Raw genomic sequence first — 23125 nt, 5'->3', positions numbered from 1 at the left:
GGCCGTGCTGCGCGCGGCCGTTCGATCCCATCAGGAGCAAGCAATGACTTCAGTGTTCGACCGTGACGACATCCAGTTCCAGGTAGTGGTCAACCATGAGGAGCAGTATTCCATCTGGCCGGAATACAAGGAGATTCCCCAGGGCTGGCGGGCGGCCGGCAAGAGCGGCCTGAAGAAGGACTGCCTGGCCTACATCGAGGAAGTCTGGACCGACATGCGCCCGCTGAGCCTGCGCCAGCACATGGACAAGGCGGCCGGCTGAGTGGGCGGTACGCCCGTACGGCTGTTCTGCCTGCCGTATTCCGGCGCCAGCGCCATGACCTACAGCCGCTGGCGGCGCAAGCTGCCGGCCTGGCTGGCGGTGCGTCCGGTGGAGTTGCCGGGGCGCGGGGCGCGGATGGCCGAGCCGTTGCAGACCGACCTGGCGAGCCTGGCGCAGCAACTGGCGCGCGAGCTGCACGACGAGGTCCGCCAGGGCCCCTACGCGATGCTCGGGCACAGCCTCGGCGCCTTGCTCGCCTGCGAGGTGCTGTATGCCTTGCGCGAGCTGGGTTGCCCGACGCCGCTGGGGTTCTTCGCCTGCGGCACCGCGGCGCCGTCGCGACGCGCCGAGTATGACCGCGGTTTCGCCGAACCGAAGAGCGACGCCGAGCTGGTCGCCGACCTGCGCGACCTGCAAGGTACGCCGGAAGAGGTGCTGGGCAACCGCGAGCTGATGAGCCTGACCCTGCCGATCCTGCGCGCCGATTTCCTGCTCTGCGGCAGCTATCGTCACCAGCGGCGCCCGCCGCTGGCCTGTCCGATCCGAACGCTTGGCGGCAGGGAGGACAAGGCCAGCGAGGAACAGTTGCTGGCCTGGGCCGAGGAAACCCGCAGCGGTTTCGAACTGGAACTGTTCGACGGCGGGCACTTCTTCATCCATCAGCGCGAGGCCGAGGTGCTGGCGGTCGTCGAGCGCCAGGTCGAGGCCTGGCGCGCGGGGCAGGGCGCCGCGGCGTTGGCGGTGGAGTCGGCGGCGATCTGCTGATGCCCGCGAGGGCGCCATAGGCCCTGCGGCGGGTCCGATGTCGACGAAAAAAAGGCCGGGGAGCAGCGCTCCCCGGCCTTTTTCGTTACGAGGCGCGGCTCAGCCTTTACCGGCCAGCAGCCCTTCGACTATCGCTTTCATGTCGCTTTCCAGGCCGGCCACCGGGTCCGCCGCCTCGGTGTCCACCACTACCAGGCGTGCGCCGCTGGCGGCGATGGCATCGGCGAGGGGCTTGGGTGGCTGGCGATGGTGCAGGACCAGGGCGATATCCTCGCTCTTCAGCTCCTCGGCGAAAGCCTGGATATTGGTCTCGGTCCAGCCGTCGTCGGCCTGGATCTCCACGTCCAGCGGGTCCAGGTTGAGCCCGGCGAGCAGGTAGCCGAGGCGTTCGGAGAGGCTGATCACGCTGAGGTTGTCGGCCTTCGCCAGGCGAGTCTCGTTACTGGCGGTCGCTTCCAGCAATTGCTTCTTCAGCGTCGCCAGGTTGGCCTGGATGGTCGCTGCGGCGCCGGGCGCCAGGCGTTCCAGGTCGCTGGCAAGGACATCGGCCATGCGCCCCAGGTTGGTCGGGTTGAGCCAGGGGTAGGCATGCAGGTCGCTGCCGGGGCGCAGGGCGATGCCGGGCAGGGCGCCGTCCACCGGACGCGCGGCGTCGATCTCGACGATACGGATATTGCTACGGCGGGCCAGCGGATAGAGCGGGTCGTCGCTCCAGATCGAGCGCAGGTCGATCACCGCGTCGGCCTGCCCGGCGGCCTTGGCCAGGCCGCCGGCGCCGCGCCCGGCGAAGAACGAGGCCTGGCGGCTGGCCGGCAGGTTGGCCGGGGCGACCCGTTGCAGCTTGACCTCGGTGTCCCGCAGCAGGCGTTCGGCGAGGGCGTGGGTGACCGGCAGGCTGGCCAGTACCGTGACTGGCGCGGACTGGGCCGCGGCCGGCGTCGCGGCGAGGGCCGGGAGCGGGCCGGCGAGTCCGGCGCAAGCCAGGGCCAGGGCGAGGCAATGGGGTTTCAGGTTCATCCGGGGGTTCCTTTCAGGTGCGGCAGGCAGCCGCGAGCGATGGCGGCGAGGCCGAAGGCCAGGCCGGCGACCAGGATGATCGCGGCGCCGGAGGGAATCGGCAGGTCGAACATGATCGGCAACAGGATACCGGCCAGCGTGCTGACGGTGGCGATCAGCACCGCCAGCCAGAAGAACCCTTTCAGCGACTGGCTGACCAGGCGCGCCGCCGCCGCCGGGATCACCAGCAGGGCTCCGACCAGGATCGCGCCGATCACTTTCACCGCGGCGACGGTGACCAGGGTCACCAGGGCCACGAACAGGTAGTCCAGGCTCTTCACCGCGACCCCGCGCACCGCCGCCAGTTGCGGGTTGAAGCTGGCCAGCATGATGCGGTTGTACAGCGGCAGGGCCAGGCACGGCACCAGCACGGCGACCGCCGCCAGCACCGCGAGGTCATGGCCGTTCACGGTCAGCACCGAGCCGAACAGCACGTTCTCGAGGATATGCACGTTGATCTTGCCCGCCAGCACCAGCAGCAGGCTGGCGCCGAGCGCCAGGGACACCGAGAGGAACACCCCGATCAGGGTGTCCGGGGCCAGGCCGGTGCGGTTGCGTAGGTAGTTGAGCAGGACGCCGAACAGCAGGCAGTAGCCGAACAGGCTGCCGTAGGGCCCGGTGTAGGGCTCGCCGAGGAGGATGCCGATGGCCACGCCGGTGAGCGCGGCGTGGCCGACCGCCTCGGAGAAGAAGGCGAAGCGCTTGACCACCACCAGGGTGCCGAGGCCGCCGAGCACCGGGCCGATCAGCAGGCCGGCGAGGAGCGCGTTGACGACGAAGCCGTAGGCCAGGGTCTCCGGCAGGTAGCCGGCGGCGGCCCAGGCCTGGACGGCCTGGCGCAGTTGTTCGTAGGCGTCGTTCATCGGCTGGCCTCCGCGTTCTTCCGGGGCTGGGTGGAGAACAGCGTGAGCAGGCGTTCCGGGGTCAGGCTGCTGGCCGCCGGACCGTCGAACAGCAGGTGGCGGTTGAGACCGCTGACCCGGTCGGCGAGGCGGCCGACGGCCTCCAGGTCGTGCTCGATCCAGAGCACGGTGACGCCGGCCTGGCGCCAGTCCAGCAGCAGCCGCTCGAAGACCTGGATGCCGCCCTCGTCGAGGGCCGACATCGGTTCGTCCAGCACCAGCAGTTGCGGCGGCGGTACCAGGCCCTGGGCCAGCAGCACGCGCTGGCGCTCGCCGCCGGAGAGGGCGCCCATGCGCCGACCGCGCTTGGCCAGCATGCCGACCCGTTCCAGGGCCGCGTCGATCGCCGGGCGCCGGCTGCGCGACAGGCCGAGGAAGGCCGGACGGCGCTGGCACATGGCGGCCATGAAATCGTCGACGGTGAGCGGCAGGCCGCGGTCGAACTCCAGCGCCTGCGGCACGTAGCCGATGCAGCCGGGCGCGCCGGGCCACTCCAGGCGCAGCTCGCCGCGATGCGGCATCTGCCCGAGCAGGGTCTTGACCAGCGAACTCTTGCCGCCGCCGTTCGGTCCGACCAGCGCGTGCACGCTACCGGCCTCGACGCGCAGGCGCACGCCATCGAGGATGCGGCTGCCGCCGAGGCTCAGGTCGATCCCGGCGAACTCGATGGCCGGCCCGCAAGGCGTGGCGCAAAGCCGTTCGGCTACGGTCATGCGCCGGACTCCTGGATGGCGCGGACCACGGTGTCGAGGTTGCGCGCCATTTCTTCCTCGTACTTGCCGGCGCTGTAGTCGCCATAGGAAATGTGCGACAGCGAATAGAGCTTCACCCCGGACTCGCGCTGGATGGTCTCGACGTAGGTGGAGGGGAAGTCGATCTCGGAGAAGATCACCTTCACGTCCAGCGCTTTGAGCTGGTCGATGGTCTTCTTCAACTGGCTCGGACTCGGCTCGATGCCGTGGGCCGGCTCGACCACGGCGGTGACTTCCAGGCCGAATTCGCGCAGCAGGTAGTCGTAGGCGCCGTGGATGGTGGCGACGCGGAAGTCGGCGGCCGGGGCCTTGTTCAGCCGCGCCAGGGCGTCGGCGCGCAGGGCCCGCAGGCGTTTGGCGTAGGCCCGGGCGTTGCGGGTGTAGGCCTTGGCGTTGGCCGGGTCGAGCTTGCCCAGTTCGCGGGCGATGGTGTTGACCTGGGTGATCGAGGCGCTGATGGACAGGAAGGTATGCGGGTTGACCACCTTGCCGGCGCCGCGCGCGGCCATGCCGGTGGCGGCCAGCAGCGGCACCTTGGCGTTCGCCTCGATCACCGGGATGCCGGGCTTTTCGCTGGAGGCGATCATGCGCTCGGCGAAATCGTCGTGGCCGACGCCGTTGAGCACCACCACGTCGAGCGTGCCGATGCGCTTGATGTCCTCGGCGCGCGGCTCGTAGGCATGCGGGTTGAAACCGGCGGGGATCAGCGGCACCACCTCGGCCTTGTCGCCGACGATGTTGCTCACGTAGCTGTAGTAGGGGTGCAGGGTGATGCCGATGCGCAGGCGCTTGCCGTCTTCGGCCTGGGCCAGCGGGGCGAGCAGGGCCAGCAGCAGGGCGGCCAGCAGGGCGCGGCCCGGGAGGAGGGCGGCGAGGCCGCGCGGACGGGATGAACGACGGGAGAACAGCATGGAAAAACGCCTTCTGTGGAGTCGATGTGCGATCAATGGCGGTGCTGACGGGTCACGCCGGCGTCGAAGCGGCTGACCACCTGGCGCCAGCCGGCGTCGGCCAGGGCTCGGGCGTCGCCCGGTACGGCGCCGGCAGCGGCCGCGGCGGGCTTCAGCCAGACTTCGGCGGGGTCGAGCAGCAGGAGGAACGAGCCGGCCACCTCGGGCTTGCCGCTGACGCCCAGGTAGCTCGGACGCCCGGCGGTTTCGCCGTGGCTCCAGCGGTGCTCGCCGCGGCTGCTCGCGGCGACGTCGGCGACGAAGGGCGGGAAGCCCTCGGCGGCCAGTTCGTCGACGGAGGGCGCGGCTTCGCCGTCGTCCAGGCGCGCCTGGATGTCTTCGGCGGCGACCTGCAGGTCGGCGTAGATGCCCTGTTCGGCGGCATTCAGGTCGAGCCGGGCGTCCACCTGGTGGGCGTCCAGGGCTTGCGCTTCATGGGACTGCTGGCGCAGCCCGACCACCGTGGCGGCGAGGGCCAGGATCAGCACACTGCCGAGCAGTACGTAGAGGGTCTCGTGGCCGGCGCCGGCCGGGCGGACGGTTTCGACGCTCATGGCGCGGCGATGTCGGCGTGGTCGATTTCCACCACGTGGCCGGGGCCGGCGTCGAACAGCACGTAGAACTCGCCGTCGGGACGCTTGAAGGTCAGGGTCGAGTCGGCGCCGAGCTTGCCGGGAACCAGGATCTGCTCGTCGTAGCCGATCACGTCGAGGGTTACGCCGGGGGCGCCGCTGCCGTCGGAGAAACCGCCCTTGCAGCGGATCTCGCCGGCCTGCACTTCCTCGCATTCGCAGATCGGGTTGTGCGCCAGGGCCGCGCCGCTCAGACCGAGCAACAGGGCGGCCAGGGGCAGGCGCCAGGGGCGGGTGTGGATGCTCATTGCTTACCTCGTTTGTTCAGCCAGGCCACGGTGGCGGGGGATGCCTCGGCCAGGGGAATGGAAGCCTGGTGCATGGAGCCGTCCCAGCCTTCCATGGTGATCCACAGCTCGGCGTCGGGCCGGGTGCGCGGCGGGATCGGCACGCTGGTGCCCATGCGGTAGGGGCTGCCGAAGAAGATCACCCCGGCGGCACGCAGGCTGCGCGGCTTGCCGATGCGCAGGTAGGTCGCCTTGACCTGGGGAATGCAGGCCTGGCAGAGGGCGGCATTGAAGTCCTTCATGAAGCCGGCGGGGCCTTCGTCGTGCGGCGGTTCGATACGCCATTCGGCGAGCTTGAGACTCCAGGGGCCTACCTGGACTTCGCCGATCTCGCGTTCACCCAGTCCGCTGCTGCCAGAGAACAACGCCATGTCGGCGAAATAACGCGGCATGAAACCGAGCGGGATCAGGATCAGCAGAACGTTCAGGTGGAAACGCCAGCGCAGCCAGAACTGGCGCAGCGGCGAAACGGGCTGGGCAACGGCGGCCTTGCTCATGGCTGTCCCTCCGCGGTCTGGTTGGCCATTAACGGCGCCGGCTTGGCCGGTTTCGGCTGGCGCGCCGGGCGCTTGCCGCGCTTGACCAGCGCGGCGGTGGCCTGTGCGGTGCGCTTGCTCCAGATCAGCAGGCCGCTGAGCACCATCATGCTCAGCAGCAGGCCGAAGACGAACCAGATCAGCTTGACCCAGATACCGCCGAAATCGCCGGTGTGCAGGGGACGCATGGATTCGGTGACGAACTGCAGGGGGGTACGGTCGCTGAGCAGGCGGGTGGTTTCGATCTTGCCGGTATAAGGGTTCAGCGCGGCCGACTGGAACATGAGCGGATACCAGCCGCGTCCGGCCACGAACATCGGGCTGTAGGCGTTGCCGGGCAGGAACACCGCGCTGGCCTCCAGGCTGGGGATACGCCCGGTGACGAGCCGCACCGCCTCGTCCAGCTCGATGTATGGAACCTTCTGACCGGGTGCGGCGCGGGGCACGTCGGCGCGTGCGATGACCGGAGGGATGCCGTCGTTGGTCAGGGTGACGTGGTTGTCGGCAAGGATGGCCTGGATCAGGAACCAGGTGCCGGTGATGGAAATCAGGGCGATGAACCAGATCGACCAGATGCCGCTCAGGCGATGGAAGTCGCCCCAGAAGATCCGGGCGCCCTGGTTGATGCGTAATCTGGGTTTGAGAAAGCCCTTCCAGAATCGTTTATAGACCACCAGCCCGGTGATGAGCGATGCCAGCATGGGGAGGCCGAGCAGCGAGACCATGTACCAGCCCCAGCTGTAGCCGTTGTTGAACGGAACCAGCCACCATCCGTGCAGGGCACGGGTGAACTGACGAAAGTCGAAGGAGGGGCTTTCGCCCTGGATGGCGCCGGTGTAGGGGTTGATGTACAGGGTCGCCTCGCTGCCGCCGGGATAGCTGACCTCGGCAGTAAGGGCGAAATGCTCTTCGTCGGGGCGCTGGATGGATTCGACCAGGAGGTCCGGTTGGGCTTCGTTGATCGCCTTCAGGACCTGGCTGAAGCTGAGCGGCTCGGCATCTTCGTAGGGCTTGCTGGCCCGGACGTCAGGGTTGGCCAGCCAGACGATCTCCTGGCTGACCACCGCCAGGGTGCCGGTGACGCAGACGATCAGGACGAAGAACCAGATGGGCAGGGCCAGCCAGCTGTGGACGAGGAACCAGAGTCTGGAGCGGGACTTTTTCGACATGAGGCTAACGGTAGGTTAGGGGTCGTGGGCACCGACCATGGGTTGCGGGGACTGGATGCGCCCCGTTCATCCATATAGGACGAATGAGGCCGGTAGAACCTGAAGGGGAAGATGAAAGCAAATGTTTCGCAGTTGCTTTCAGCCTGGTGCCGGCGGCTTGTCCGAGGGCTTCCGTAAACGCCTGATGGCTATGCAAAAAAACCGATCGGCCAAGGTGCGACCGGAAGTCGCTGTCCGGTTAATTTTCACGATGTGTCGTCCGTTTCACATGAATGACCGAGCCCCGCGCTCGTTGCCCATGTGCACGGAAGAAGACCGATGAACGCAGAAGATTCCCTCAAGCTCGCCCGCCGCTTTATCGAACTACCCGTTGAGAAGCGTCGGGTCTTCCTCGAAACCCTGCGAGGGGAGGGAATCGATTTCTCGCTGTTCCCGATTCCGGCCGGCGTGTCTTCGGCCGAGCGCGACCGCCTGTCCTACGCCCAGCAGCGCATGTGGTTCCTCTGGCACCTGGAGCCACAGAGTGGCGCCTACAACCTGCCCAGCGCGGTGCGCCTGAACGGACCGCTGGATCGCCAGGCGCTGGAGCGCGCCTTCGCCAGCTTGGTGCAGCGTCATGAAACCCTGCGTACGGTGTTCCCGCGCGGCGCCGACGACAGCCTGGCGCAGGCGCCCCTGCAACGCCCGCTGGAGGTTGCCTTCGAGGATTGCAGCGGCCTGCCCGAGGCCGAGCAGGAAGCCCGCCTGCGCGAGGAGGCGCAGCGCGAGTCGTTGCAGCCGTTCGACCTGTGCGAGGGGCCGTTGCTGCGGGTCCGCCTGATCCGCCTGGGCGAGGAGCGGCATGTGCTGCTGTTGACCCTGCATCACATCGTGTCCGACGGCTGGTCGATGAACGTGCTGATCGAAGAATTCAGCCGTTTCTACAGTGCCTATGCGACTGGCGCGGAGCCCGGCCTGCCGGCCTTGCCGATCCAGTACGCCGATTACGCCCTGTGGCAGCGCAGCTGGCTGGAGGCCGGTGAGCAGGAGCGCCAGCTGGAGTACTGGCGCGGCAAGCTCGGCGAGCGGCATCCGGTCCTGGAGTTGCCGACCGACCACCCGCGTCCGGCGGTTCCCAGCTACCGTGGCAGCCGTTACGAGTTCAGCATCGAGCCGGCCCTGGCCGAGGCCCTGCGCGGCACCGCCCGACGCCAGGGGCTGACCCTGTTCATGCTGTTGCTCGGCGGCTTCAATATCCTCCTGCAACGCTATAGCGGGCAGACCGACCTGCGGGTCGGCGTCCCCATCGCCAACCGCAACCGCGCCGAGGTGGAAGGGCTGATCGGCCTGTTCGTCAACACCCAGGTGCTGCGCTCGGTATTCGACGGCCGCACGTCGGTGGCGACCCTGCTGGCCGGGCTCAAGGACACCGTGCTTGGCGCCCAGGCCCATCAGGATCTGCCGTTCGAACGCCTGGTCGAGGCGTTCAAGGTCGAGCGCAGCCTGAGCCACAGCCCGCTGTTCCAGGTGATGTACAACCACCAGCCGCTGGTGGCCGACATCGAGGCGCTGGACAGCGTGGCCGGCCTGAGCTTCGGCCAGCTCGACTGGAAGAGCCGTACCACCCAGTTCGACCTGAGCCTGGATACCTACGAGAAGGGCGGCCGCCTGTACGCCGCGCTGACCTACGCGACCGACCTGTTCGAGGCGCGGACCGTCGAGCGCATGGCGCGGCATTGGCAGAACCTGCTGCGCGGCATGCTGGAAAACCCGCAGGCCAGCGTCGACTCGCTGCCGATGCTCGATGCCGAGGAGCGTGGCCAGTTGCTGGAAGGCTGGAACGCCACTGCGGCCGAGTACCCGCTGCAACGCGGCGTGCACCGGTTGTTCGAGGAGCAGGTCGAGCGCACGCCGACGGCGCCGGCGCTGGCCTTCGGCGAGGAGCGCCTGGACTACGCCGAGCTGAACCGCCGGGCCAACCGCCTGGCGCATGCCTTGATCGAGCGCGGGATCGGCGCGGACCGCCTGGTGGGCGTGGCCATGGAGCGTTCCATCGAGATGGTCGTGGCCCTGATGGCGATCCTCAAGGCCGGCGGCGCCTACGTGCCGGTGGACCCGGAATATCCCGAGGAGCGCCAGGCCTACATGCTGGAGGACAGCGGTGTGGAGCTGCTGCTCAGCCAGTCGCACCTGAAGCTGCCGCTGGCGCAAGGCGTGCAGCGGATCGACCTGGACCAGGCCGATGCCTGGCTGGAAAACCATGCCGAGAACAATCCGGGGATCGAGCTGAACGGCGAGAATCTTGCCTATGTCATCTACACCTCCGGTTCCACCGGCAAGCCCAAGGGCGCCGGCAACCGCCATTCGGCGCTGAGCAACCGCTTGTGCTGGATGCAGCAGGCCTATGGCCTGGGCGTCGGTGACACGGTGTTGCAGAAGACCCCGTTCAGCTTCGACGTGTCGGTCTGGGAGTTCTTCTGGCCGCTGATGAGCGGGGCGCGTTTGGTGGTGGCCGCGCCGGGCGACCATCGCGATCCGGCGAAGCTGGTGGAGCTGATCAATCGCGAAGGGGTCGACACGCTGCACTTCGTGCCGTCGATGCTGCAGGCCTTCCTGCAGGACGAAGACGTCGCCTCCTGCACCAGCCTGAAACGCATCGTTTGCAGCGGCGAGGCGCTGCCGGCGGACGCCCAGCAGCAGGTGTTCGCCAAGCTGCCGCAGGCCGGCCTCTATAACCTCTATGGCCCGACCGAGGCGGCCATCGACGTCACCCACTGGACCTGCATGGAGGAGGGCAAGGACGCGGTGCCGATCGGCCGGCCGATCGCCAACCTGGCCTGCTACATCCTCGATGGCAACCTGGAGCCGGTACCGGTGGGCGTGCTCGGCGAGCTGTACCTGGCCGGTCGGGGCCTGGCCCGTGGCTACCACCAGCGTCCGGGGCTGACTGCCGAGCGTTTCGTCGCCAGCCCGTTCGTGGCTGGGGAGCGGATGTACCGCACCGGCGACCTGGCGCGCTACCGCGCCGACGGGGTGATCGAGTACGCCGGGCGGATCGACCACCAGGTGAAGCTGCGCGGCCTGCGCATCGAGCTGGGCGAGATCGAGGCGCGCCTGCTGGAGCATCCGTGGGTGCGCGAGGCGGCGGTGCTGGCGGTGGACGGCAGGCAGTTGGTCGGCTACGTGGTGCTGGAGAGCGAGAGCGGCGACTGGCGCGAAGCGCTGGCCGCGCACCTGGCGACAAGCCTGCCGGAATACATGGTGCCGGCGCAGTGGCTAGCGCTGGAGCGGATGCCGCTGAGTCCGAACGGCAAGCTGGATCGCAAGGCGCTACCGGCGCCTGAAGTAAGCGTGGCGCAGGCAGGCTACAGCGCACCGCGCAACGCAGTGGAGCGAACCCTGGCGGAAATCTGGCAGGACCTGCTGGGCGTTGAGCGGGTCGGCCTGGACGACAACTTCTTCAGCCTCGGCGGCGACTCGATCGTCTCGATCCAGGTAGTCAGCCGTGCGCGCCAGGCCGGATTGCAACTGAGCCCGCGCGACCTGTTCCAGCACCAGAACATCCGCAGCCTGGCCCTGGCGGCCAAGGCGGGTGCGGCTACGGCGGAACAGGGGCCGGCAAGCGGCGAGGTGGCGCTGGCGCCGGTACAGCGCTGGTTCTTCGAGCGGGCGATTCCCAACCGCCAGCACTGGAACCAGTCTCTCTTGTTGCAGGCGCGCCAGCCGCTCGACGGCGACCGGCTGGGGCGTGCCCTGGAACGCCTGCAGGCGCAGCACGATGCCCTGCGCCTGCGTTTCCGCGAAGAGCGCGGCGCCTGGCACCAGGCCTACGCCGAGCAGGCCGGCGAGCCGCTGTGGCGCCGGCAGGCGGGGTCCGAGGAGGCGTTGCTGGCGCTTTGCGAAGAAGCCCAGCGCAGCCTCGACCTCGAACAGGGGCCGCTGCTGCGTGCGCTGCTGGTGGACATGGCCGACGGCAGCCAGCGCCTGCTGCTGGTCATCCACCACCTGGCGGTGGACGGGGTGTCCTGGCGTATCCTGCTGGAAGACCTGCAGCGTCTCTATGCCGACCTCGACGCCGATCTCGGGCCGCGTAGCAGTTCCTACCAGACCTGGAGCCGGCACCTGCACGAACAGGCCGGCGCGCGCCTGGACGAACTCGACTACTGGCAGGCGCAACTGCACGACGCTCCGCATGCGCTGCCATGCGAAAACCCGCACGGAGCCCTGGAAAACCGCCATGAGCGCAAGCTCGTCCTGACCCTGGACACCGAGCGTACCCGGCAGTTGCTGCAGGAAGCCCCGGCGGCCTACCGGACCCAGGTCAACGACCTGCTGCTGACCGCCCTGGCCCGTGCGACCTGCCGCTGGAGCGGCGACGCCAGCGTGCTGGTGCAGCTCGAAGGGCACGGCCGCGAGGACCTCGGCGAGGCCATCGACCTGAGCCGCACGGTGGGCTGGTTCACCAGCCTGTTCCCGCTGCGCCTGACCCCGGCCGCGGACCTCGGCGAGTCGCTGAAGGCGATCAAGGAGCAACTGCGCGGCGTGCCGGACAAGGGCGTCGGCTACGGCCTGCTGCGCTACCTGGCTGGAGAGGAGGCTGCGGCCCGCCTGGCCGCGCTGCCGCAGCCGCGGATCACCTTCAATTACCTGGGCCGGTTCGACCGTCAGTTCGATGGGGCGGCGCTGCTGGTACCGGCCACGGAAAGCGCCGGCGCCGCCCAGGATCCGTGCGCCCCGCTGGCCAACTGGTTGAGCATCGAAGGCCAGGTCTACGGTGGCGAGCTGAGCCTGCACTGGAGCTTCAGCCGGGAAATGTTCGCCGAGGCGACCGTCCAGCGCCTGGTCGATGACTACGCGCGGGAGCTGCACGCGCTGATCGAGCATTGTCTCGACCCGCGGCATCGGGGTGTGACGCCGTCGGACTTCCCGCTGGCCGGGCTTTCCCAGACGCAGCTCGATGAATTGTCCTTGGATCCTGATTCGGTGCGGGACATCTATCCGTTGTCGCCGATGCAGCAGGGCATGCTGTTTCACAGTCTTCATGGAACGGAAGGCGACTATGTCAACCAGTTGCGCATGGATATCGGCGGATTGGACCCGGATCGCTTCCGCGCAGCCTGGCAGGCCACCCTCGATGCCCATGAGATCCTGCGCAGCGGATTCCTCTGGAAGGACGGCTGGCCTCAGCCGTTGCAGGTGGTATTCGAGCAGGCGACGCTGGAGCTGCGGCTGGCCCCGCCAGGCAGTGATCCGCAACGGCAGGCAGAGGCTGAGCGCGAAGCCGGTTTCGACCCGGCCAGGGCGCCGTTGCAACGCTTGGTGTTGGTGCCGCTGGCGAATGGGCGGATGCACCTCATCTATACCTATCACCACATCCTGATGGATGGCTGGAGCAACGCCCAACTGCTCGCCGAGGTACTGCAGCGCTATGCGGGGCAGGAGGTAGCCGCTACCGTTGGGCGTTACCGCGACTACATCGGTTGGTTGCAGAGCCGCGATGCGATGGCAACCGAGTTCTTCTGGCGCGATCGGCTGGCCTCCCTGGAGATGCCGACACGCCTGGCGCGCCAGGCGAGGACGGAGCAGCCTGGCCAGGGTGAGCATCTGCGCGAACTGGATCCGCAGACGACCCGCCAACTGGCGTCCTTCGCCCAAGGTCAGAAGGTCACGCTCAACACCTTGGTGCAAGCGGCCTGGGCGCTGCTCCTGCAGCGGCACTGCGGGCAGGAGACGGTAGCCTTCGGCGCCACCGTGGCCGGACGGCCGGCGGAACTGCCAGGCATCGAGGCGCAGATCGGTCTGTTTATCAATACCCTGCCGGTGATCGCCGCGCCGCAGCCACAGCAGAGCGTCGCGGAATACCTGCAGGGGATGCAGGCGCTCAACCTGGCGCTGCGCGAACACGAGCATACGCCTCTGTACGACATCCAGCGCTGGGCCGGGCATGGCGGCGAGGCTCTGTTCGATAGCATCCTGGTGTTCGAGAACTTCCCCGTGGCCGAGGCTCTGCGCCAGGCTCCCGCCGATCTGGAGTTCTCCACGCCAAGCAACCACGAGCAGACCAACTACCCCCTGACGCTGGGTGTCACCCTGGGTGAGCGCCTGAGCCTGCAGTACGTCTATGCGCGGCGCGATTTCGACGCAGCGGACATCGCCGAACTGGACCGTCATCTGCTGCATCTGCTGCAGCGGATGGCCGAGACCCCCCAGGCAGCGCTGGGCGAGCTGGCCCTGCTCGACGCCGGGGAACGCCAGGAGGCGCTGCGGGATTGGCAGGCACCGCTCGAGGCGCTGCCGCGGGGCGGCGTCGCGGCGGCCTTCGCGCATCAGGCAGCGTCGGCGCCTGAGGCGATCGCGCTGGTATGCGGCGACGAGTATCTCAGCTATGCCGAACTGGATATGCGCGCCGAGCGTCTGGCGCGTGGCCTGCGGGCGCGCGGCGTGGTCGCGGAAGCGCTGGTGGCGATCGCTGCCGAGCGCTCCTTCGACCTGGTCGTCGGCCTGCTGGGCATCCTCAAGGCCGGTGCCGGCTACCTGCCGCTGGATCCGAACTACCCCGCGGAGCGCCTGGCGTACATGTTGCGCGACAGCGGCGCGCGCTGGCTGATCTGCCAGGAAACCCTGGCGGAGCGGCTGCCCTGCCCGGCAGAGGTCGAGCGGCTGCCGCTGGAGACCGCCGCCTGGCCGGCGAGTGCAGATACGCGGCCGCTGCCGGAGGTAGCTGGCGAGACGCTGGCCTACGTGATCTATACGTCCGGCTCGACCGGCCAGCCCAAAGGAGTGGCGGTCAGCCAGGCGGCGCTCGTCGCGCACTGCCAGGCGGCAGCACGCACCTACGGCGTCGGCCCTGGCGACTGCCAATTGCAGTTCGCCTCGATCAGTTTCGATGCCGCTGCCGAACAACTCTTCGTACCCCTGCTGGCAGGAGCCCGGGTCCTGCTCGGCGACGCCGGACAGTGGAGCGCGCAACATCTGGCGGATGAGGTGGAGCGGCACGCGGTGACTATCCTCGATCTACCGCCGGCTTATCTTCAGCAACAGGCGGAGGAGTTGCGCCACGCCGGCCGCCGGATCGCAGTACGCGCCTGTATCCTCGGCGGCGAAGCCTGGGACGCCAGCCTGCTGACCCAGCAGGCGGTGCAGGCTGAAGCCTGGTTCAACGCCTACGGTCCCACCGAGGCGGTGATCACTCCGCTGGCCTGGCACTGTCGGACGCAAGAGGGCGGTGCTCCCGCTATCGGCCGCGCGCTCGGTGCGCGCCGGGCCTGCATACTGGACGCAGCCCTGCAGCCATGTGCGCCGGGGATGATCGGCGAGCTGTACATCGGCGGCCAGTGCCTGGCTCGTGGCTACCTGGGCCGCCCCGGCCAGACCGCCGAGCGTTTCGTGGCCGATCCGTTCTCAGGTTCGGGCGAGCGCCTGTATCGCACCGGGGACCTGGCGCGTTATCGCGTCGACGGTCAGGTCGAATATCTCGGCCGCGCCGATCAGCAGATCAAGATCCGTGGTTTCCGCATCGAGATCGGCGAAATCGAGAGCCAACTGCTTGCACACCCGTATGTGGCGGAAGCAGCGGTCGTGGCGCAGGATGGCGTCGGTGGTCCGCTGCTGGCGGCCTACCTGGTGGGGCGTGACGCTATGCGGGGTGAGGACCTTCTGGCGGAGCTGGGCACCTGGCTGGCCGGACGCTTGCCTGCGTACATGCAACCGACGGCTTGGCAGGTGCTGTCCAGCTTGCCGCTGAACGCCAACGGCAAGCTGGATCGCAAGGCGCTGCCGAAGGTGGACGCAGCTGCCCGCCACCAGGCCGGAGAGCCTCCGCGGGAGGGGCTCGAACGTTCGGTCGCAGCGATCTGGGAGGCGCTGCTCGGTGTCGAGGGCATCGCCCGCGACGAGCACTTCTTCGAACTCGGCGGTCACTCCCTCAGCGCCACCCGGGTGGTCTCGCGCCTGCGCCAGGATCTGGAGCTGGACGTACCCTTGCGCATCCTGTTCGAGCGGCCGGTCCTGGCAGACTTCGCCGCTTCCCTGGAGTCCCAGGCGGCGAGCGTTGCCCCTGTGCTGCAAGTATTGCCGCGAGTCGCCGAGTTGCCTTTGTCGCATGCTCAGCAACGCATGTGGTTCCTCTGGAAACTGGAGCCTGAAAGCGCGGCCTATCATCTCCCCAGCGTACTGCACGTGCGTGGCGTCCTGGACCAGGCGGCGTTGCAGCAGGCCTTCGATTGGCTGGTGCTGCGCCACGAGACCTTGCGCACCCGCTTCGAGGAGGTCGACGGTCAGGCGCGCCAGACGATCCTGGCGAACATGCCGTTGCGCATTGTCCTGGAGGATTGCGCCGGGGCGAGCGAAGCAACGTTGCGCCAGCGGGTGGCCGAGGAAATCCGCCAGCCATTCGACCTGGCTCGTGGGCCGCTGCTGCGCGTGCGTCTGCTGGCGCTGGCTGGGCAGGAGCATGTGTTGGTCATCACCCAGCACCATATCGTGTCCGACGGTTGGTCGATGCAGGTGATGGTCGACGAACTGCTCCAGGCCTATGCCGCGGCGCGGCGCGGCGAACAACCGACGCTGGCGCCATTGAAGCTGCAGTACGCCGACTATGCTGCCTGGCATCGCGCCTGGCTGGACAGCGGCGAGGGCGCGCGGCAGCTGGATTACTGGCGTGAGCGCCTGGGCGCCGAGCAGCCGGTCCTGGAACTGCCCGCCGACCGGGTGCGCCCGGCCCAGGCCAGCGGACGCGGGCAGCGTCTGGACATGGCGCTGCCGGTGCCATTATCGGAGGAGCTGCTGGCCTGCGCCCGGCGGGAGGGTGTCACCCCGTTCATGCTTCTGTTGGCCTCGTTCCAGGTGCTGTTGAAGCGCTATAGCGGGCAGTCGGACATTCGCGTCGGGGTACCTATCGCCAACCGCAACCGCGCCGAGGTCGAGCGCCTGATCGGCTTCTTCGTCAATACCCAGGTGCTGCGTTGCCAGGTCGATGCTGGCCTGGCTTTCCGCGATCTACTGGGCCGCGTGCGCGAGGCGGCGCTGGGCGCGCAGGCGCACCAGGATCTGCCGTTCGAGCAATTGGTCGATGCCTTGCAGCCCGAACGCAATCTCAGCCACAGCCCGTTGTTCCAGGTGATGTATAACCACCAGAGCGGCGAGCGGCAGGATGCCCAAGTCGATGGTTTGCACATCGAGAGTTTTGCCTGGGACGGTGCTGCCGCACAGTTCGACCTTGCCCTCGATACCTGGGAAACCCCGGACGGCCTTGGGGCGGCGCTGACCTACGCGACCGACCTGTTCGAGGCGCGGACCGTCGAGCGCATGGCGCGGCATTGGCAGAACCTGCTGCGCGGCATGCTGGAGAACCCGCAGGCCAGCGTCGACTCGCTGCCGATGCTCGATGCCGAGGAGCGTGGCCAGTTGCTGGAAGGCTGGAACGCCACTGCGGCCGAGTACCCGCTGCAACGCGGCGTGCACCGGTTGTTCGAGGAGCAGGTCGAGCGCACGCCGACGGCGCCGGCGCTGGCCTTCGGCGAGGAGCGCCTGGACTACGCCGAGCTGAACCGCCGGGCCAACCGCCTGGCGCATGCCTTGATCGAGCGCGGGATCGGCGCGGACCGCCTGGTGGGCGTGGCCATGGAGCGTTCCATCGAGATGGTCGTGGCCCTGATGGCGATCCTCAAGGCCGGCGGCGCCTACGTGCCGGTGGACCCGGAATATCCCGAGGAGCGCCAGGCCTACATGCTGGAGGACAGCGGTGTGGAGCTGCTGCTCAGCCAGTCGCACCTGAAGCTGCCGCTGGCGCAAGGTGTGCAGCGGATCGACCTGGATCGCGGTGCGCCCTGGTTCGAGGATTACAGTGAGGCGAACCCGGATATTCATCTCGATGGCGAGAACCTCGCCTATGTCATCTACACCTCCGGCTCCACCGGCAAGCCCAAGGGCGCCGGCAACCGCCATTCGGCGCTGAGCAACCGCTTGTGCTGGATGCAGCAGGCCTATGGGCTGGGCGTCGGCGACACGGTGTTGCAGAAGACCCCGTTCAGCTTCGACGTGTCGGTCTGGGAGTTCTTCTGGCCGCTGATGAGCGGAGCACGTTTGGTGGTGGCCGCGCCGGGCGACCATCGCGATCCGGCGAGGCTGGTGGCGCTGATCAACCGCGAAGGGGTCGATACGCTGCACTTCGTGCCGTCGATGCTGCAGGCCTTCCTGCAGGATGAAGACGTCGCCTCCTGCACCAGCCTGAAACGCATCGTTTGCAGCGGCGAGGCACTGCCGGCGGACGCCCAGCAGCAGGTGTTCGCCAAGCTGCCGCAGGCCGGCCTCTATAACCTCTATGGCCCGACCGAGGCGGCCATCGACGTCACCCACTGGACCTGCGTGGAGGAGGGCAAGGACGCGGTGCCGATCGGCCGGCCGATCGCCAACCTGGCCTGCTACATCCTCGATGGCAACCTGGAGCCGGTGCCGGTGGGCGTGCTCGGCGAGCTGTACCTGGCCGGGCAGGGCCTGGCCCGTGGCTACCACCAGCGTCCGGGGCTGACTGCCGAGCGTTTCGTCGCCAGCCCGTTCGTGGCTGGGGAACGGATGTACCGCACCGGCGACCTGGCGCGCTACCGCGCCGATGGGGTGATCGAGTACGCCGGGCGGATCGACCACCAGGTGAAGCTGCGCGGCCTGCGCATCGAGCTGGGCGAGATCGAGGCGCGCCTGCTGGAGCATCCGTGGGTGCGCGAGGCGGCGGTGCTGGCGGTGGACGGCAGGCAGTTGGTCGGCTACGTGGTGCTGGAGAGCGAGAGCGGCGACTGGCGCGAAGCCCTGGCCGCGCACCTGGCGGCGAGCCTGCCGGAATACATGGTGCCGGCGCAGTGGCTGGCGCTGGAGCGGATGCCGCTGAGTCCGAACGGCAAGCTGGATCGCAAGGCGTTGCCGCGACCGCAAGCTGCTGCGGGGCAGACGCATGTTGCGCCGCAGAATGAAATGGAGCGACGTATCGCGGCCGTCTGGGCGGACGTGCTGAAGCTGGAGGAGGTGGGCGCCACCGACAACTTCTTTGCCCTGGGTGGCGATTCCATCGTTTCGATCCAGGTGGTGAGTCGATGCCGTGCGGCGGGCATCCAGTTCACTCCGAAGGACCTGTTCCAACAACAGACCGTACAGGGGCTGGCGCGAGTCGCCCGCGTAGGGGCTGCGGTGCAAATGGAGCAGGGGCCTGTGAGCGGCGAGACGGTGTTGTTGCCGTTCCAGCGGTTGTTCTTCGAACAGCCGATTCCCAATCGCCAGCACTGGAACCAGTCATTGCTGTTGAAGCCGCGCGAGGCCCTGAATGCGAAGGCACTCGAAGCGGCCTTGCAGGCCCTGGTCGAACATCACGACGCATTGCGTCTGCGCTTCCATGAAACGGACGGAACCTGGCATGCCGAACATGCCGAAGCAACGCTGGGCGGTGCGCTGCTCTGGCGTGCCGAGGCGGTGGACCGACAAGCGCTGGAGTCGCTCTGCGAGGAGTCGCAGCGCAGCCTGGACCTGGCCGACGGCCCACTGTTGCGGAGCCTGTTGGTGGATATGGCCGACGGCGGCCAGCGTCTGTTGTTGGTGATCCACCATCTGGTGGTGGACGGGGTGTCCTGGCGCATTCTGCTGGAGGATTTGCAAAGGGCTTACCAGCAGAGCCTCCGTGGAGAAGCTCCGCGGCTGCCTGGCAAGACCAGCCCGTTCAAGGCCTGGGCCGGCCGAGTGAGCGAGCATGCCCGTGGTGAGTCGATGAAGGCGCAGTTGCAGTTTTGGCGCGAGCTGCTGGAAGGTGCGCCGGCCGAGCTTCCGTGCGAGCATCCGCAAGGCGCTCTGGAGCAGCGTTTCGCCACCTCCGTGCAGAGTCGCTTCGACCGCAGCTTGACCGAACGCCTGCTGAAGCAGGCGCCGGCAGCCTACCGTACCCAGGTCAACGATCTTCTGCTGACCGCTCTGGCGCGAGTGGTCTGCCGTTGGAGCGGCGCCTCTTCAAGCCTGGTACAGCTGGAAGGGCATGGGCGCGAGGAGCTGTTCGCCGATATCGACCTGAGTCGCACCGTGGGTTGGTTCACCAGTTTGTTCCCGGTGCGCCTGAGCCCGGTCGCGGATCTTGGCGAGTCCCTGAAGGCGATCAAGGAACAGTTGCGTGCGATTCCCGACAAGGGCCTGGGTTATGGCTTGCTGCGCTATCTGGCTGGAGAGGAAAGTGCCCGGGTCCTGGCGGGGTTGCCGCAGGCGCGGATCACTTTCAATTACCTGGGCCAGTTCGACGCTCAGTTCGACGAGATGGCTCTGCTGGACCCGGCTGGCGAAAGCGCGGGGGCAGAGATGGACCCCGGCGCTCCGCTGGACAACTGGCTGAGTCTCAATGGCCGGGTGTTCGACGGTGAACTGAGTATCGACTGGAGCTTCAGCTCGCAGATGTTCGGCGAGGACCAGGTGCGTCGCCTGGCCGATGACTATGTGGCTGAGCTGACGGCGCTGGTCGACTTCTGCTGCGATTCGCCACGGCATGGCGCGACGCCTTCCGATTTCCCGCTGGCGGGGTTGGACCAGGCGCGTCTGGATGCCCTGCCGGTCGCGCTGGAAGAGGTCGAGGACATCTATCCGCTGTCACCCATGCAGCAGGGCATGCTGTTCCATTCGCTGTACGAGCAGGCATCGAGCGACTACATCAATCAGATGCGTGTGGATGTGTCCGGCCTCGATATCCCGCGCTTCCGCGCAGCCTGGCAGTCCGCCCTGGACCGGCACGCGATCCTGCGCAGTGGTTTCGCCTGGCAGGGGGAGCTGCAGCAGCCCTTGCAGATCGTCTATCGACAGCGCCAGTTGCCCTTCGCCGAAGAGGACCTGAGCCAGGCGGCGAATCGGGACGCCGCGCTGCTCGCGCTGGCTGCGGCCGAGCGCGAACGCGGTTTCGAATTGCAGCGTGCGCCACTGTTGCGGCTGCTGTTGGTGAAGACTGCCGAAGGTGAGCACCACCTGATCTACACCCATCATCACATCCTGCTGGACGGATGGAGCAATGCCCAGTTGCTCAGCGAGGTGCTGGAGTCCTATGCCGGACGCTCGCCGGAGCAGCCCCGGGATGGCCGCTATAGCGACTACATCGCCTGGCTGCAGCGGCAGGACGCGGCAGCTACCGAGGCATTCTGGCGCGAGCAGATGGCGGCTCTGGACGAGCCGACGCGATTGGTCGAGGCACTGGCTCAGCCGGGACTGACATCGGCCAACGGCGTCGGAGAGCACCTGCGTGAGGTGGACGCAACGGCTACCGCGCGGCTCCGGGATTTCGCCCGGCGCCACCAGGTCACTCTCAATACCCTGGTCCAGGCGGGCTGGGCGCTGCTCCTGCAACGCTATACCGGACAACACACCGTGGTCTTCGGCGCCACCGTCTCCGGGCGTCCTGCCGATCTGCCGGGTGTCGAGAACCAGGTCGGGTTGTTCATCAATACCTTGCCGGTGGTGGTAACGCTGGCTCCACAGATGACCCTCGACGAACTGCTGCAGGGGCTGCAACGGCAGAACCTGGCGTTGCGCGAACAGGAGCACACGCCTCTGTTCGAGCTGCAGCGCTGGGCGGGGTTCGGCGGCGAGGCGGTTTTCGACAACCTGTTGGTGTTCGAAAACTACCCGGTGGACGAGGTGCTCGAACGGTCCTCCGCTGGAGGCGTGCGTTTCGGTGCCGTAGCGATGCACGAGCAGACCAACTATCCGCTGGCCCTGGCGCTGGGTGGCGGGAATAGCTTGTCACTGCAATTCAGCTACGATCGCGGACTGTTCCCGGCCGCTACGATCGAGCGCCTGGGTCGCCACCTGACGACTCTGCTGGAGGCATTCGCCGAACATCCGCAGCGACGTCTGGTCGATCTGCAGATGCTCGAGAAGGCGGAGCTTAGCGCTATCGGCGCTATCTGGAACCGCAGCGACTCGGGCTATCCGGCAACGCCGCTGGTACACCAGCGAGTGGCCGAGCGGGCGCGTATGGCGCCGGATGCGGTGGCGGTGATCTTCGACGAGGAAAAGCTCACCTACGCCGAGCTGGATAGCCGGGCCAACCGCCTGGCCCATGCGTTGATCGCCCGAGGCGTTGGCCCCGAGGTGCGGGTGGCGATCGCCATGCAGCGCAGCGCGGAGATCATGGTGGCGTTCCTGGCGGTACTGAAGGCCGGCGGCGCCTACGTGCCGCTGGACATCGAATACCCGCGCGAGCGCCTGCTGTACATGATGCAGGACAGTCGCGCGCACCTGCTGCTGACCCATAGCCACCTGCTGGAGCGTCTGCCGATCCCCGAGGGGTTGTCCTGCCTGTCCGTGGATCGCGAGGAGGAGTGGGCCGGCTTCCCCGCTCATGATCCAGAGGTGGCGCTGCACGGCGACAACCTGGCCTATGTGATCTACACCTCCGGCTCCACCGGCATGCCCAAGGGCGTGGCGGTGTCCCACGGTCCGTTGATCGCCCATATCGTGGCCACCGGCGAGCGCTACGAGATGACCCCGGAGGACTGCGAGCTGCACTTCATGTCGTTCGCCTTCGACGGTTCCCACGAAGGCTGGATGCACCCGTTGATCAACGGCGCGCGGGTGCTGATCCGCGACGACAGCCTGTGGCTGCCGGAACGGACCTACGCCGAGATGCATCGCCACGGGGTAACGGTGGGGGTGTTCCCGCCGGTGTACCTGCAGCAACTGGCCGAGCATGCCGAGCGCGACGGCAATCCGCCGCCGGTACGGGTCTACTGCTTCGGCGGCGACGCGGTGGCGCAGGCCAGCTATGACCTGGCGTGGCGGGCGCTGAAGCCGAAGTACCTGTTCAACGGCTACGGCCCGACCGAGACGGTGGTGACGCCGCTGCTGTGGAAAGCACGGGCGGGCGATGCCTGCGGCGCGGCCTACATGCCGATCGGTACGCTGCTGGGCAACCGTAGCGGCTACATCCTCGACGGGCAGTTGAACCTGCTGCCGGTAGGCGTGGCGGGCGAACTGTACCTGGGCGGGGAAGGGGTGGCGCGCGGCTACCTGGAGCGTCCGGCGCTGACCGCCGAGCGTTTCGTGCCGGATCCCTTTGGTGCGCCGGGCAGCCGGCTGTACCGCAGCGGCGACCTGACCCGTGGGCGTGCGGATGGGGTGGTGGATTACCTCGGACGGGTGGATCACCAGGTGAAGATCCGAGGCTTCCGCATCGAACTGGGAGAGATCGAGGCGCGCCTGCGCGAGCATCCGGCGGTGCGCGAGGCGGTGGTGGTGGCCCAGCCGGGCGCGGTGGGCCAGCAGTTGGTGGGCTACGTGGTGGCGCAGGAGCCGGCGGTCGCGGATTCGCCGGAAGCGCAGGCGGAGTGCCGGGCGCAGTTGAAGACGGCGCTGCGCGAGCGCCTGCCGGAATACATGGTGCCGTCGCACCTGTTGTTCCTGGCGCGGATGCCGCTGACGCCGAACGGCAAGCTGGACCGCAAGGGCCTGCCACAGCCGGATGCGAGCCTGTTGCAGCAGGTCTACGTGGCGCCGCGAAGCGATCTGGAGCAACAGGTCGCGGGGATCTGGGCGGAGGTCCTGCAATTGCAACAGGTCGGGCTCGACGACAACTTCTTCGAGCTTGGCGGCCACTCGTTGCTGGCGATCCAGGTGACTGCCCGGATGCAGAGCGAGGTCGGCGTGGAGCTGCCGCTGGCGGCGCTGTTCCAGACCGAGTCGCTGCAAGCCTATGCCGAGCTTGCCGCGGCGCAGACTTCCAGCAATGACACCGATTTCGATGACCTTCGTGAATTCATGAGCGAACTAGAGGCGATCTGACCCATGCTTTCCAATCCAAACCTGGACCTCGTGTCCCGCTTCGTTC

Annotated in this window: 11 protein-coding genes; 3 read left to right on the top strand and 8 right to left on the bottom strand. The window is 67.8% G+C overall.

Annotated elements, in window-relative coordinates:
• Positions 1-43: 43 nt before the first annotated feature.
• Together FOC67_RS12590 and FOC67_RS12585 are read left to right on the top strand one after the other, a co-directional pair.
• Entirely contained in the window at positions 44-262 is a 219-nt protein-coding gene (locus FOC67_RS12590; protein WP_003089636.1) for an MbtH family protein, read from the top strand.
• On the top strand, positions 263-1027 hold the full coding sequence (locus tag FOC67_RS12585; RefSeq protein WP_009316180.1) for a thioesterase II family protein: 765 nt from the start codon (positions 263-265) through the stop codon (positions 1025-1027).
• A gap of 99 nt (positions 1028-1126) precedes the next feature.
• Here the strand turns inward: FOC67_RS12585 and FOC67_RS12580 are convergent, their stop codons facing one another.
• The 8 genes from FOC67_RS12580 to FOC67_RS12545 are packed head-to-tail and all read right to left on the bottom strand — an operon-like array spanning position 1127 to position 7311.
• On the bottom strand, positions 1127-2044 hold the full coding sequence (locus FOC67_RS12580; RefSeq protein ID WP_003120118.1) for a metal ABC transporter solute-binding protein, Zn/Mn family: 918 nt from the start codon (positions 2042-2044) through the stop codon (positions 1127-1129).
• Positions 2041-2946 (bottom strand): metal ABC transporter permease, encoded by a 906-nt coding sequence (locus tag FOC67_RS12575; protein WP_003106903.1) that lies wholly within the window; start codon positions 2944-2946, stop codon positions 2041-2043. Before FOC67_RS12575 ends, FOC67_RS12580 begins: the two co-directional genes overlap by 4 nt.
• Positions 2943-3698, bottom strand: coding sequence for a metal ABC transporter ATP-binding protein (locus FOC67_RS12570; RefSeq protein ID WP_003106905.1), 756 nt, complete (start codon positions 3696-3698; stop codon positions 2943-2945). Before FOC67_RS12570 ends, FOC67_RS12575 begins: the two co-directional genes overlap by 4 nt.
• Positions 3695-4648 (bottom strand): metal ABC transporter substrate-binding protein, encoded by a 954-nt coding sequence (locus FOC67_RS12565; protein WP_003113055.1) that lies wholly within the window; start codon positions 4646-4648, stop codon positions 3695-3697. The genes FOC67_RS12570 and FOC67_RS12565 overlap by 4 nt, the downstream gene beginning before the upstream one ends.
• Positions 4649-4680: 32 nt before the next feature.
• The gene (locus tag FOC67_RS12560) at positions 4681-5241 is read right to left on the bottom strand and encodes a DUF6162 family protein (protein WP_009316177.1); all 561 of its coding nucleotides are present in this window, start codon (positions 5239-5241) and stop codon (positions 4681-4683) included.
• Entirely contained in the window at positions 5238-5567 is a 330-nt protein-coding gene (locus FOC67_RS12555) for a hypothetical protein (RefSeq protein ID WP_003089624.1), read from the bottom strand. The genes FOC67_RS12560 and FOC67_RS12555 overlap by 4 nt, the downstream gene beginning before the upstream one ends.
• The gene (locus FOC67_RS12550; RefSeq protein WP_003111932.1) at positions 5564-6103 is read right to left on the bottom strand and encodes a hypothetical protein; all 540 of its coding nucleotides are present in this window, start codon (positions 6101-6103) and stop codon (positions 5564-5566) included. The genes FOC67_RS12555 and FOC67_RS12550 overlap by 4 nt, the downstream gene beginning before the upstream one ends.
• Positions 6100-7311, bottom strand: a complete 1212-nt coding sequence (locus FOC67_RS12545; RefSeq protein ID WP_094954645.1) for a PepSY domain-containing protein — start codon at positions 7309-7311, stop codon at positions 6100-6102. Before FOC67_RS12545 ends, FOC67_RS12550 begins: the two co-directional genes overlap by 4 nt.
• Before the next feature lie 318 nt (positions 7312-7629).
• Here FOC67_RS12545 and FOC67_RS12540 point away from each other — a divergent pair, with 318 nt between their 5' ends.
• Positions 7630-23079, top strand: a complete 15450-nt coding sequence (locus FOC67_RS12540) for a non-ribosomal peptide synthetase (protein ID WP_174707737.1) — start codon at positions 7630-7632, stop codon at positions 23077-23079.
• Positions 23080-23125: the final 46 nt, after the last annotated feature.

Origin of the sequence: Pseudomonas sp. FDAARGOS_761 (assembly GCF_013343155.1) — a bacterium.
Classification (GTDB): domain Bacteria; phylum Pseudomonadota; class Gammaproteobacteria; order Pseudomonadales; family Pseudomonadaceae; genus Pseudomonas; species Pseudomonas aeruginosa.
The sequence above is the reverse complement of the archived record's forward strand: the minus strand, read 5'-3'. Positions and strand labels throughout refer to the sequence as shown.